At 38.0% G+C, this 12,961-nt stretch carries 11 protein-coding genes; 4 read left to right on the top strand and 7 right to left on the bottom strand.

All coding sequences use genetic code 11. The features are described from left to right. Positions 1-341: 341 nt before the first annotated feature. The gene (locus AC33VI_RS12730) at positions 342-737 is read right to left on the bottom strand and encodes a hypothetical protein (RefSeq protein ID WP_491782639.1); all 396 of its coding nucleotides are present in this window, start codon (positions 735-737) and stop codon (positions 342-344) included. Positions 738-1,608: 871 nt separating this feature from the next. On the opposite strand from AC33VI_RS12730, the gene AC33VI_RS12725 reads away from it, so the two are divergent. Beyond that, positions 1,609-1,887 carry a DUF6679 family protein gene (locus AC33VI_RS12725; protein WP_491782638.1) on the top strand — a complete coding sequence of 93 codons (279 nt, stop codon included), beginning with the start codon at positions 1,609-1,611 and terminating at the stop codon, positions 1,885-1,887. Between the two features lie 54 nt (positions 1,888-1,941). On the opposite strand, the gene AC33VI_RS12720 is transcribed toward AC33VI_RS12725, so the two are convergent. After that, the gene (locus AC33VI_RS12720) at positions 1,942-3,927 is read right to left on the bottom strand and encodes an ABC transporter substrate-binding protein (protein WP_491782637.1); all 1,986 of its coding nucleotides are present in this window, start codon (positions 3,925-3,927) and stop codon (positions 1,942-1,944) included. Positions 3,928-4,160: 233 nt separating this feature from the next. Further along, positions 4,161-5,162, bottom strand: coding sequence for a (S)-8-amino-7-oxononanoate synthase BioU (gene bioU, locus AC33VI_RS12715; RefSeq protein WP_491782640.1), 1,002 nt, complete (start codon positions 5,160-5,162; stop codon positions 4,161-4,163). A 371-nt stretch (positions 5,163-5,533) separates the two neighbouring features. Here bioU and AC33VI_RS12710 point away from each other — a divergent pair, with 371 nt between their 5' ends. Genes AC33VI_RS12710 through AC33VI_RS12700 form a run of 3 tightly spaced genes read left to right on the top strand, consistent with a single transcriptional unit; the run spans position 5,534 to position 6,593 of the window. Continuing rightward, positions 5,534-5,743: a DUF2997 domain-containing protein gene (locus AC33VI_RS12710; RefSeq protein ID WP_491782636.1), complete on the top strand. Its 210-nt coding sequence runs from the start codon at positions 5,534-5,536 to the stop codon at positions 5,741-5,743. A gap of 52 nt (positions 5,744-5,795) precedes the next feature. After that, complete coding sequence (locus AC33VI_RS12705; protein WP_491782635.1) at positions 5,796-6,182, top strand: DUF1257 domain-containing protein; 387 nt, start codon at positions 5,796-5,798, stop codon at positions 6,180-6,182. After that, complete coding sequence (locus tag AC33VI_RS12700) at positions 6,183-6,593, top strand: ferredoxin (protein ID WP_491782634.1); 411 nt, start codon at positions 6,183-6,185, stop codon at positions 6,591-6,593. A 55-nt stretch (positions 6,594-6,648) separates the two neighbouring features. On the opposite strand, the gene AC33VI_RS12695 is transcribed toward AC33VI_RS12700, so the two are convergent. The 4 genes from AC33VI_RS12695 to AC33VI_RS12680 all read right to left on the bottom strand — a co-directional run bounded on the left by AC33VI_RS12695 (position 6,649) and on the right by AC33VI_RS12680 (position 12,658). Beyond that, the gene (locus AC33VI_RS12695) at positions 6,649-8,928 is read right to left on the bottom strand and encodes an ankyrin repeat domain-containing protein (RefSeq protein WP_491782633.1); all 2,280 of its coding nucleotides are present in this window, start codon (positions 8,926-8,928) and stop codon (positions 6,649-6,651) included. A 66-nt stretch (positions 8,929-8,994) separates the two neighbouring features. Continuing rightward, complete coding sequence (nblB, locus tag AC33VI_RS12690; RefSeq protein ID WP_491782632.1) at positions 8,995-9,654, bottom strand: phycobilisome degradation protein NblB; 660 nt, start codon at positions 9,652-9,654, stop codon at positions 8,995-8,997. Positions 9,655-9,743: 89 nt separating this feature from the next. Beyond that, positions 9,744-10,202 (bottom strand): CBS domain-containing protein, encoded by a 459-nt coding sequence (locus AC33VI_RS12685; RefSeq protein ID WP_491782631.1) that lies wholly within the window; start codon positions 10,200-10,202, stop codon positions 9,744-9,746. Between the two features lie 401 nt (positions 10,203-10,603). Then, positions 10,604-12,658, bottom strand: a complete 2,055-nt coding sequence (locus tag AC33VI_RS12680) for a hydantoinase/oxoprolinase family protein (RefSeq protein ID WP_491782630.1) — start codon at positions 12,656-12,658, stop codon at positions 10,604-10,606. Positions 12,659-12,961: the final 303 nt, after the last annotated feature.

Raw genomic sequence — 12,961 nt, 5'->3', positions numbered from 1 at the left:
CGGTTACGAGTTACGAGTTACGAGTTATTGGTTACGAGTTAATTATTTGACACCACCAAATACGAGGTCGGATCGGCAAAAACCGATTACCGCCCTCGTTCGGTAGCTTAAAAGCGGGATGAGTCTTGGGATTGAATACCCTTTCTAACGACCCCCACGTCTGGTAATCCCACTTCTATTACCTGTCTTTCCAGGCTGTCACCCTTGGCATCAACGCAATCCAATCGGGAATGATTGCGCTCGGTCTAACTTCGATAATGACCGTCGAAGTCGGTCTTAGACACGCCATAGCTACTTCGGGAATCGAACCCAAATAAATCGCCTGAGTAGCTGGTCACAAATTAGCGAATATTCCGCAAAGATTCATATAACTCTGGATCACTGTCTTTAAAGCTATCTGCAAGCACAGTCATACGATCGCTATGAATTGTCATTCTTACATTACGAGTAGCTCGGATTATTTTTAAATGAGCATCAGACAAAGCCAACATATTACGGGATTTATAGAGATTTGACATTAATTTTGCATGATTTTGCATAAAATCAACACACAAAGCTCTACCCAGTTCATATCCAGGCTCTCTAACTTCAGAGCCAAGACACATTGAGCGAGTTTCTTGAATAGACTTTCTTGCCTTAGTTATTTGTTGCTCTTTATAGGCTTCAAAATCAGAAGCCATAGCCAGTTTAGGAGACGAAGCTAAAAATAAAATCGCAAGAATTACTTTTTTGTACATGGGATTATCTGGGATGAGTTTACACCCCTAAATTAATCCCATTTGTATTTTATTCGTGTGACAAGAATCAAGAAGCGCGTTCTATATTTGCATTGCTGTTGGCATATATTTGGTTTTTTATAGAGTGGGCAATGCCTACTCTAAGTAGTAATGCAAAATTAATTTCATAGTGAGGGGTAGGTAGCACCATCTAGTAGGTAATATTTACTCTCCTAGTCACCCCGTTATGGGTCGCGGTATTCTTTAGGACACCCCGTCACCCAAATGTATAAATAATTCTGCTTAGGTACTTACCTTACAGGGGAATGAGTTTCAGTTACAAACAGTCTGGAGATAAGATAAAGCGGGCGTTTCACGGTTAGTCGATTATCCGTTCTCATCTCTACGCTTGGGCGGTATGTATGGTTGCCCCAAATGCGATCGCATTAATTCGTCAGTTGGTAATAAATTACGCCATCTGGTAGGCAAATCTGATTCTTTAAATTTAAGAGTAGCAGGAAGTCTGGTATTGTACGAAGTCTATAAATTTAAAACTACTTTAAAAGGGTTTAAATAGATCTGCTTGAGGAATAATTATTAATAATTTCCCAAATAATTATTCCTCATTTATTAATTAGAATAAAGCTTTCCACAAAACCAAATAGACAAGTAATTAGGTGTATAAATTGCTCCTTGGGTCATAATGTTTGGCTTTAAATATCAATTAAACTATTTCAAAATAAATAGTTTATTTTGTTGTATAAAATACTCTTGTGCTTTCTTTTTGTTATTTAAGAGAACACAAAAAACAACCATGCAAAATTGAAAAATATGCCTTATAGTGGATGCAATATTGTTCTACTGTAAATTTCATGGAGAGTCGATCTATCTTATGGAAAGAAAGCTTGAAGAACTAATCGGTCAATCAGATGTATGGCTTTTTGTTAGAAGCAGTAACGGCTGGGTCAAGAATGTAGAAATTCTTGATGTCAATTCAGAAACAGTATCTTTTCGCTATCAAAATGAGTCTCCTACAGAAACTAAAGTTTGGGAAAAAACAACTCGGTTAGAAAATATTTTAGAAATTGATGTTCGAGTTGCCTCTGTTCCTAAATCTGAAGAAAAACTACAAAGTATGCGGGATCGATTTACTCGCTTGCTAGAAGAATAACCATCAAAAAAAGGCGATCGCCAAGACTATTACTAGTTGAATAAAACTATCTACTTATAAGCGAGAAAACTGATATTTGTTTTCTGCGGGAGATTTTTTGACATAGGCTAGTTGTATTTTACCCAAACGATCGCCTTGAGAAAATTTCAACTTTCCCGTTGCGCCAGTCACAGAAAAATCGGATTTAGTCAAGACAGCCTGTAATTCAGAACGGTTGTTCGCATCCTCCAATCCTTGAGCAATGACTACTACCGCATCATGAGCCATGGCAGTACGCCAATTAACTTTACCTCCCCAATAGTCCATTGCTGCTTGAGAAAAATTATCTTCAAGTTCTAAATCTGCCAGCCAAGGAGAAGGTATAACCATCCCAGAAATTGCCTCTCGACCAGTTGCTATAGTTTCATACGTGTATAAAGAATGATTGCCTAGCAAGGGTAGTTGCTGTCGGTTAGAACGAGCTACGGCGATCGCTTGGTTCATTTTGTTAACTGATGGTGCTAAAAGAATAGCATCGGCATTTTCAGCTATGGCTCGAGCAACAATTGAGTCGGGTTCTAGGTCGTCTTTTGCCAAGTCACAATCGATTGGTTTAACGCTGCCACCACTGCTTGTAATGCGATCGCCAAATTCTTGAGAGAAGGAGCGACTGGCAGAATCTTCAGAGTCTCTACAGATGGCAATATCGGTCAAGGAATTGGATACGGCATAACTGGCTAATTTTTCAGCTAAGGCGGAAACGCTAGGAATTGTACGCATGACATGATTGCCCATTCCCGATAGTTTGGTAGAAGTACTGGTAGGAGAAATCATCACTAATTTTTCTCGTTCGTAGATTTTCCCCGCTGCCAAAGAAGAATTACTATCGTTATGTCCCACTACTGCCAAAATATTTTGGTCTGCAGATAATTGCTGGGCTACTTGTTCGACTATGTTAGGATTGTTATCATCATTGACTATTTGAACCAATAAAGAACGGTTGCGAATTCCCCCTTCTCGGTTGATTTCTGACTGTGCTTGAGCCACACCCCGTAAAATTTCCCAGGCTATACTTGGTTTGCTACCTAAAGGAATGCTAACAGCTATTTTAAAGTGTGGCTGGGCGATCGCATTAGCGTTGTTGTAATAGATTAAAGCTTCGGGATTGTTTTTTTCGATAGCTAAAGACTGCTGATATTTTTGTTGTGCCAGAGAAAATTCACATCTAGCAAATGCAGCCATTCCTTCATGAGAAGCCATAACACTGGCAGGTTTTAATTGACCGTACTCTTTAGTAAGTAATTTCTCTCCCAAGCTCATTCTAGGAGATTGACGGCTAGCTAAATCTACGCAAAGTTTTTGTTGCTCTGGATTAACGTTGTTGTTAGCTACTACTCTATTTTGTCTTAACCAAGTAAAACTTCTAAAAGAGAAAAATAATAAAGGAGTTAATAAAATTAATATTACCGAGCGCCATTTTTGATTATTTAGCTGTTGTTCTTTGGGGTTGATTTCTAGTGCAGCAAAATTATTGTTTTCTCCCTCATTACTACTAATGGCAGACAAGTTATTAATATTATTTTCATAGGCTAGAATTCTTCTATCTTCATCTAATGCCAAATAGCGTTCTAAACTTATTAACCTATCTTCGATCGCCCTGCACTGGGAGTCTGTTAAACCCAAATTATTTTGAATTCTCTTAAGATAAAGGCGATCGCAATCCTGCAGTAAGCCATCTGTTATTTCTAGGACATTTTCTAAATCTTTTTTATATAATGATTTTCTAATATTTAAAGTAAGCTCGTCTTGCTTGAATTCTTTTAATAAACGATTCCTAATAATTTTTTCAATAGCTACTCCTTCTTCTCCTGCATGAATTTTTGCTTCCGATTGCAAGATATACTCCAAAAGCTTTTTAGTCAGTAAAGGTTGTTGGTTTGTCCAACCCATAGCCATTTTTAAAACTAACGGAGGATTATCTGCTCTATTTAAGAGGTGCATCTTTTGCAAAAATGTATCTAAAGATACTTGTAACTTTTCAGGATATAAATTTTGCTTCACGGTAAATTAATAATAAAATGTAAATATTTTTTAATACTTACATTTATACCGAAAAATTACTGATTTTCAAAGTAAGTTTTAGAGCCAATTTGAGGATAGGTTTGGTTAATTACTCGTAGGTAATATGTACTAAGAGTTCTATATCATAACCCTTGTAGATATTGTTATATTTAAACAAAAGAGCGATCGCCTGACAAGTAACGATCGCTTGAATTCAATTATTATTGAGGAAATTATTTAACAAATTGGGGCATAACTTCAGCAGCAGTAAACAAACCAGTAATACCGCGACGATTTAACGCCATACCTGCTTTCAAATAGCCAAAAGCAGGACCACAAACATTAGCAGCCATACTAGTTTCATCCCCCAAGGTGAAAGTATGAGTTGACGTTTTGCCTTCAAAAGTACGTCCAGTAATTTTGACGTTAGTACTCAAAGGTTTTTTGGGGTTGCGAGTGTCTACTATACCTCCCACAGTGACGCGATCGCGACTACAAATACCAGCCAACTCCAGCATAATGTCGTCAGCGTGTTCCATATTCTCCAAAGAAATAATTCCGTTAGTTTGATCTAACAATGCTGCTACCTCTTCGTCGGTCATCGCTCTAGCTGTTTCCACATCATATTCAGGCATATGAGCGATATCTTCGCGGATTGTAGCTCGATAGGCTTCCCAATTAGCAATACCTACCCCAAAGACGATTTTAACCCTATGTATTTCTGCAAAACTTTGGGCTGCCACAGCAGCAGCAGCAGTTAATAAGCCAGGAGTCGCACCGCAACCAGTTAGATAAGTAATTCCTGCCTGTTGCAAGTCAGATTGCAATTCTAACAGCTGTTCCACTGCACTAGTACGTTTGAGAGCATCTACTAAGACTCCCTGCCAACCAGACTTAATAAATTCTCGGGCTACATCTGCCATAAAAGTATTCGGTAAGTTAGGTAAAGCTAAGAAGTACCCGTCTACTTCTGCTTGAGCGATCAGATCGGCAATACTGTTGTTGCTTAAATTGCCACCGTTTTCTAAATAACCCACAGAGCTATTTTGATGATAAGTAGTAATAGCTGCGTTAATATCAATTCCTCTAGAATCACAAACGTAGCCTTTCTTATCTGCTGCTGCGACTAAGGTCATCTCTCCTTTGGAAGCTAAAATTCTGGCTGCTGCCTGTCCCAAACCTCCAAAACCCAAAACACCGACTTTAATTGGATTTTCTATTTTGCTTGTAATCATTTCTAGTTCTAACTTCAACACATAACAGATTTTATTATCTGAGGTAGTGGGGGCGAATAAATCAAAAATTATCTTTAACTGCTGCTTAATTCATCTACTATTTTTAAGCAATGTATCTTTTTGTAAACAAAATATTTTTAACTCGATCGTTTCCCTTGACTCAAAACAGGGATTGCGGAAAACTTAAAATATACAGCAGTAGCTGACTCATATATTATTAAATTTTGATAAGATTCTCATATTAATAGGGCAATTGCTGAATTTTTTTATATCCACAGCGATATAACAAAAATTATAGTGACTCGCTAAACTGATAGTTAGTTTTCAGTCAATCGCAGTTGAATGTCCCACCAGCGTACAGCGCATACTATATGGAAACACTAGAATTTATCATCTATCCCGATGGGAGGGTAAAGGAAACAGTCACAGGAATTGTTGGTTCGTCTTGTCAAGAGGTGACAGCAGCAATTGAAGCGGAGTTAGGGGTTGTAGTTAACCAAAAACCAACCTCTGACTATTATGCTCAAAATACCAGCCAATCTAGTAATGTAGCTACTCAAGCTAACTACAGCGATTGGTAAATTTAACAGAATAATTTGCAATAATTCTACTTCAATTACATCAAGGAAATTAATGTCACATTTCAGCAATATCAAAACAAAAATCCGTAACCTAGAATCTTTGAAATCCGCTTTAAAAGATTTAGATATCGATTGGAAAAATGGTCCAGGAATCGTTAGAGGCTATAAAGGACAGACTCACAAAGCCGATGTCGTCATCGAACAGACTAATGACTACGACTTTAGTTTTAGTTGGAATGGTAGCGAATACGAATTAGTAGCACACTTGCAATATTGGCAACAGCCTTTGACGGTTGATGGCTTCTTGCGTCAGGTAACTCAACGCTATGCTTATCACACTGTAATTAAAGAAACCGCTAATCAAGGGTTCAATATTACCGAGCAAGAAAATAACGAAGACGGATCGATCCGCTTAGTCGTTCAACGTTGGAGTGCTTAAATGACCGATTTTTCTCCTCCTGAGAAAAGCGGTTTCGAGCCAGAATTAGGCGGTATCCTGAGAGATACTGCCGAAAGAACGGGTTTTGAACCAGAGCTAGGTGGGACATGGCGACAGAGAGGAGTATATGTGGATGAAAATATCTGCATTGGCTGCAAAAATTGTACCCACGTTGCAGCTAACACCTTTTATATCGAACCAGAACACGGGCGCGCTAGGGTATTCAATCAAGATGGAGATCCTGAAGAGTTAGTCGAGGAAGCTAGAGATACTTGTCCTGTTAATTGTATCCATTGGTTAGATTACACCGAACTCAAACAAATGGAAAGCGATCGCAAGTACCAAGTTATTCAAAGTTTAGCTATTCCTCCAAACATGAGAAGATCTGTAATTAATAAAAAACGCAAGTAGTTATTTTTATTAATTTATTTATGACCCCCAATATAATATATTGTATTGGGGTTTTTTATGTTTTATTTTTTTCTCTTTTGAAGTATTTCATCCATTGCGATCGCTCGCCTAATTGCAACAATTTATTAGTCCATAAAGATTGAGTAAATTGGCTATTTTTATATTTTTGGTATTCGCTAGAAGTTAGATCTTTTAGATTCTTATCGTTTAAATATTGAATCTCTGCACCATTATCTATTAATAGTTTTGCTATATCTAAACGATATTTAATGATGGTTCTAGTTAAAATATTAATTCCGTTATCGTCTCGATGATTTACATCTGCGCCATTCGCTATTAAAAACTCACCAAAATTATTAGATTTTTCAAAAGCTGCCATCAAAAGAGTAGTGTTTGTTCCGTTTTTATCGGTGTGTATAGTATTAAGTTCAGCACCATTATCGATTAAATATTTAATTAAATCTAGTTCTTCTTTAGTATGAAGTTTATTAATAGTTTTATGTATAGCCGTCAAACCGTTATTATCTCTAGTGTTAATATCTACCCCATTTTCAATTAACAACTTAGCCGTTTGTATATCTGTAGCATAAAATAATAGAGTTTTACCCGTTCGATCTTTCCAGTTAACATCAGCACCATTGGCTATCAGGTATTGTAATAAATTAAATCTGATACTTACACTTTTAGGATAGTGATGACTATACCAACTATAATCATGTTTGGGTACATTAACCGCCTTATATAAAGCACTAAAACTATCATTATCTAGATCGTTCAAATCTACACCGCGAGCGACTAATAATTGAGCGATTTCTTTAGTTCGAGCATAAAATAATAGAGTTTCACCGCGATCGCCTTTCCAATGAATATTTGCTCCTAGTTTGATTAGATATTCAACTAGATCGGATTTATAACCATTACTAACTGCATGAAATAAAGTCGTAGAACCCGAATCGTCTTGAGCATAAATATCTACACCGCGAGCGACTAATAATTGAGCGATTTCTTTAGTTCGAGTATAAAATAACAGAGTTTCACCGCGATCGCCTTTCCAATTGACATCTGCACCCTTTTCAATTAGGTATTTTGCTACATCTATTTTTCCACCTTTAAGAGCAAGAGATAGAGCAGTATCACTATTGCGATTTTTAGTATTGAAATCGATACCTTTTTCTACTAGTAACATGGATTTTTCTAGATTTACAAAAGAAACCAAAGCATTAGCACCATAAGTATTCTTGGTATGAAGATCTACACCTTTTTCTATTAATAACTCAGCTATTTCTCGATTGGGAGCATAAAATAATAGAGTTGCACCTTTTTTATGTCTCCAACTGACATCCGCTCCTCTTTCAATTAAATATTTTGCTACATCTTTTTTTTGACTTTGAAGGGCAAAAGATAAGGCAGTATTATCATCTCGATCGCGAACATCAATATCCACACCGCGATCGATTAATAATTTAGCGATTTTTTTATTCCGAGCATGGAATAAAGGTGTTTTACCGTATCTATCTTGAATATTAGATTTAGCTCCATTATTAAGAATAAATTCTATATCTTCTTTCTTCTTAAGATTAAAAATTAAAGTTCTACCGTAATTACCAACAGCATCAATGTCAGCACCATGTTTTAATAATAATTCTATTATCTCTTGCTTGTCACTATAAGTGTTATGAACATAAATATAAGCATTTTTAGGTACAACTGCTCCAAGTTCGATTAATAATTTTGTCGCCTCGACATTATTATTTCCAATAGCATATTGAAAAGAAGTTTGTCCGCCACCATTTTTAATACCTAAATCTGCACCATGTTCGATTAACAAACTAATCAGACTTAGCCTTCCTCTAAAAATTGCAGTATGTAAAGGAGTCGAGCCTCCATACTTTTGCTTGATATTAACATTAACTCCATTTTCCATCAAAAACCGAGCCGTATCTATTTCGCCTTCATATATTGCTTCAAATAATAATGCTTCTCCAAATTCACTTTTAACTTCTGAAACGTTTGTATTTTGAGCTAATAGTTTAATTAATTCTTGTTTCGATTCATGAGATAGAGATTTATAGCTACCATCCGCTTCTCGTTCTACAAAATTTGACGTACAATCTATTAAAGTTTTCTGACGAAGTTCGCTAAAATATATAGTTACATTGGCTTTTCCACCCTCCTGTAAATAGTTTCTCATGGTGTCTAAATCGAAACACAAATTACAAGGTAAATGTCCCAATCTACTGAGAAAAAACCATTTATTATTAATACCACCAATAATTAAACTAGTTAATATAATTACAGCAGTAGAAACAGCAATAATAGGGAAAAGTTTTCGCATTTAATAAAAAAACAACTATAATATTACAATTATAGTTGTTTAGAACAAATTCAATTTTGATTAAAACTATTTAAGATTATTCTTGGCTTCTTGGGCTACTTGTTCCGAATCATCTTCTGCTAATTTAGCAATCATCGCTTGGGCTTTATCTCCTCCCAATCTACCCAAAGCTTGAGCCAAACGATAGCGTATTTGCCAGTCTTCATTATCTACAAAAGCTGATAGTAAAGAAACCGCACGAGAATCGCCTAATTCCCCCAAAGAACCAATAGCAGCAGTTTGTAAAAGATTATTATCAGAATGCAAAGCCTCGGTTAAAAGATCGAAACCACGAGGATCGCCTAATTCTCCCAAAGCAGCAACAATACTAAATTGCACCAACCATTCAGACGTACTGTGATAGGTATTAGACAAGTCTTCAAAGGCTTCTACTAATTTTAAACCGCCGATCGCATCGGCGGCGGCTGCTTGCACGTCTGGTTCGGGATCGTTAAACAAGCGATCGCGCAAAATTGTGATGGACGTTTCTTTGTTGTTTTGCCCCAAAGTATCTAACTGGCTCACTGCTGCATAACGCACGCGAGTATTATCGTCAGTTATCAAAGGCTTGACCATTTCAAAAGCCGTATCTATGTCAATTTGTCGTAGCTGGTTTAAACCGCGAATTCTCATGCCGAAATCTTCCGAATCTAATAATTCTTGAATTGATTCTGGGGTAATAGTCATAATTAAAACTGGTTTTAAAAATTTGCTTTAAAATCAATAATGTCTTTTGCTTTAACTCGATCGAGATTAGTAGAACTCGCGCCAAAAGTCTACTCTGCTGCCATCATGCGAATTACATCTCCCTGAGTAATGATGCCCACTAATTTTGACTCTTCGTTCACTACGGGCAAGCGACGTATTTTTTTTTCGTGCATCAACCTAGCTGCTTCCCGTACAGAGCGATCGCTTTTGATAGTTACAGGGCGATCGCTCATCACTTCTCCTACAGTTTGTCCCAGAGCTTTATGTAACTCTCGATTGTGTTTGGCAGGATTTTGGAGATAAATTACACTGTCGAGAAACATCACATAGGGAGGTGTATCTACTCCTGTTTCTTGCCAAGTCAGATCGGTTTCAGAAATAATTCCTACTAAGTTTCCTTTAACGTCAACCACAGGCATACCGCTAATTTTTTTCTCTGCCAAGATCTGAATCGCTTCCTGTAAAGAAGTCTGAGGCGATACCGAAATCGGATTGACAGTCATAATTTCAGCTACAGTTTTACTCATATTTGCTCCTACCTAAAGTAATCGTATAAATAGCTACCAGTTATCTATTTAATCTATCGTGAATTGTTTTATTTCCCCAGGCGAATGTCACTATTGTTAACTTGGTACGGTTGGATAAGTAGGTAGTCCCGTCTTCCCTCAAGGGGAATAATAAAGAGGGATCGAGATAGGTAGGAGATAGTAGGTAATGGATAAACAGATAGACTCCGATCTATTGATTGTCGAGCGCAATATTTTAGTTGTCTATCTTGAAATTACAAGAATAGAATGAAGGAATTACGTAACTCTAAATCTATATAGTTAACTTTTTAGTAACTATTTGAATCTGAAATAGCTAATAACCTAGATGGCGAAGCTAATTCACACCAAGCGTATAATAGTTTTTTTCAAGAACCTTCAGATTAAACAAAAATACGTTCTAAAATAAGGTCTAAGCGATCGCTGATTATTCCTTGCCAGCCTGGTTCGATGATATTAGTTCCCGTTGGTTCGATAATAATAGCAGGGGAATCGATCGCATCTCCTGGTTGTAGCTTGTTTCGGTCGTAAACTGGGGTATCGTACCAATTATTAGCGGTATACATTTTGACTTGAGCAATTGCTTGGGGAGAATCGTTATTTTGTCTGGGAATAGTTTTTGTCGGAGGGTTATATGTGGGACAAATCAATTCAAGGGAAATAGTTTCTACTACTAATTCTTGTTGATTGGCGATAAAACCATAGCGATTTTGATATTCCCTTTCAAATTGCGATCGCATTGCGGGCAAGGTAGCAAAGTCTACTAAGAGACTTGAATCCGTACCGAGATATTTGAGATGAACTTTTTGTAGGATGGTAATATTTTCTCGAACAGTAGTTTGTTGGTTTAATTCTTGTTGGGCGCGATCGCTTAAATCTTGAAAAAGAAGTTTTAATTCCCCTAGTAATTCTGATGTCAATGCAACTTCTAAAGATTTTTCCTTCATAATTCTGATATCCGCCAAACCAATACCGTAAGCAGATAATACTCCTGCATAGGGATGAATAAAGATTCTTTTCATTCCTAGTAAGTCGGCGATGGCGCAAGCGTGTTGTCCTCCCGCACCGCCAAAACAACAGAGAGTATAATCGCTGACATCATAGCCTTTTTGCAAAGAAATCTTTTTAATAGCATTTGCCATATTATCAACAGCGATCGCTAAAAAACCAGAGGCAATCTCGACCAAACTTCTACCATCTTGGATTCTCCTGGCTAATTCCTGAAATTTTACTCGAACTATTTCCTGGTCTAAAGGTGAATCGGCATTAAGACCAAATACTTGAGGAAAGAATTTAGGCTGCAATTTGCCCACCATGACATTACAGTCTGTAACGGTTAAATCTCCTCCCTTACCATAGGCAGCAGGACCAGGATTTGCTCCTGCCGATTCGGGGCCAACTCGATATCTACTACCATCAAAATATAAGATTGAGCCTCCCCCCGCAGCTACAGTATGGATCGACATCATGGGCGATCGCAATCTAACTCCTGCGACTTCTGTTGACAAACTGCGTTCGTATTCTCCTGCATAGTGGCTGACATCGGTAGAAGTACCGCCCATATCAAAGCCGATAATTTTATTAAACCCAGCTAAAGCACAAGTCTTTACTGCCCCCACAATACCCCCCGCAGGGCCAGAAAGAATACTATCTTTTCCTTGAAACAAGTCTGCTTCTACTAGCCCGCCATTGGATTGCATAAACATCAATTGAGTCGATCGCGCTTGTGGGTCTTGTTCTTTTCCTTGGAATAAGTTGGCGGTAAATTGTTCTACATAGCGACGCAAAATCGGAGACAGGTAAGCATCCACTACGGTAGTATCTCCGCGACTTATAAATTTAATTAGGGGACTGACCTGATGGGATATGGATATTTGTGAGAAACCAATCTCGTGGGCAATCTGGGCTACTTGTAATTCGTGTTGGGGATAGCGATAGCCGTGCATCAGCACAATCGCACAACTATTAATGCCACAGTCGTATGCTGCTTGTAAATCTTGTTGAGCTCGAACCAAATCGACGGGAATCAATTCATTGCCTCGTGGGTCGTAACGCTCTTTAATTTCGATCGCCCGTTCGTAAAGCATTTCAGGCAACACAATTTCTAAGGCAAAAATATCGGGACGATTTTGATAGCCGATACGCAAAGCATCTTTAAAACCCTGAGTGATAGCCAAAACAACGCGATCGCCTTTTCTTTCTAGCAAAGCGTTAGTGGCTACCGTCGTCCCCATTTTGATAACTTCAATTTCTTCTGTCGGGATAGGTTCGTTTTTACCAACACCCATCAAGTCTCTAATTCCCTGTATGGGGGCATCGGTATATTGTTCGGGGTTTTCTGACAGGAGTTTCCGAATTACAGTTTTTCCCGTAGGAGTTTGCGCCACAATGTCGGTAAAAGTACCACCGCGATCGATCCAAAATTGCCAACCAGACATAAGTAATCGTGCAAAACCAATTGCATAATAGAGATTGGGAAAGGGTTAAGGGTTAAGGGTTAAAGGAATGACCAAAGAGGGATTAGAAATCAGAAATCAGTCTCCTAATCCCCCACAGCCTTCCTATTATAGGTTATAGGTTATAGCCCTTCGGGTTCGGGTGCGTTCCCTTGCGGAAAAGTGCGGTCTTGGGCGGGGCTTTCAAGCACCTGAAATAAATTCAGGTGTCAGCCCCTTGGCTCTCCCCCATGAGGAGGCACGGACTCGGAGCTTGCATCCGAGTATGGAGTGCCGTCAACTTTT

Source organism: Waterburya sp., from assembly GCF_058530065.1.
Note: the sequence above shows the minus strand (reverse complement) of the source record. Positions and strands in the feature narration are given on the sequence as shown.

Excerpts from the sequence above, each read along its gene's own strand:
- AC33VI_RS12705 (WP_491782635.1), top strand. The coding sequence starts at position 5,796 with ATGTCACATTTCAGCAATATCAAAACAAAAATCCGTAACCTAGAATCT.
- AC33VI_RS12680 (WP_491782630.1), bottom strand. The coding sequence starts at position 12,658 with ATGTCTGGTTGGCAATTTTGGATCGATCGCGGTGGTACTTTTACCGAC.
- nblB (WP_491782632.1), bottom strand. The coding sequence starts at position 9,654 with ATGACTATTACCCCAGAATCAATTCAAGAATTATTAGATTCGGAAGAT.
- AC33VI_RS12710 (WP_491782636.1), top strand. The coding sequence starts at position 5,534 with ATGGAAACACTAGAATTTATCATCTATCCCGATGGGAGGGTAAAGGAA.
- AC33VI_RS12685 (WP_491782631.1), bottom strand. The coding sequence starts at position 10,202 with ATGAGTAAAACTGTAGCTGAAATTATGACTGTCAATCCGATTTCGGTA.
- bioU (WP_491782640.1), bottom strand. The coding sequence starts at position 5,162 with ATGATTACAAGCAAAATAGAAAATCCAATTAAAGTCGGTGTTTTGGGT.
- AC33VI_RS12700 (WP_491782634.1), top strand. The coding sequence starts at position 6,183 with ATGACCGATTTTTCTCCTCCTGAGAAAAGCGGTTTCGAGCCAGAATTA.
- AC33VI_RS12730 (WP_491782639.1), bottom strand. The coding sequence starts at position 737 with ATGTACAAAAAAGTAATTCTTGCGATTTTATTTTTAGCTTCGTCTCCT.
- AC33VI_RS12695 (WP_491782633.1), bottom strand. The coding sequence starts at position 8,928 with ATGCGAAAACTTTTCCCTATTATTGCTGTTTCTACTGCTGTAATTATA.
- AC33VI_RS12725 (WP_491782638.1), top strand. The coding sequence starts at position 1,609 with ATGGAAAGAAAGCTTGAAGAACTAATCGGTCAATCAGATGTATGGCTT.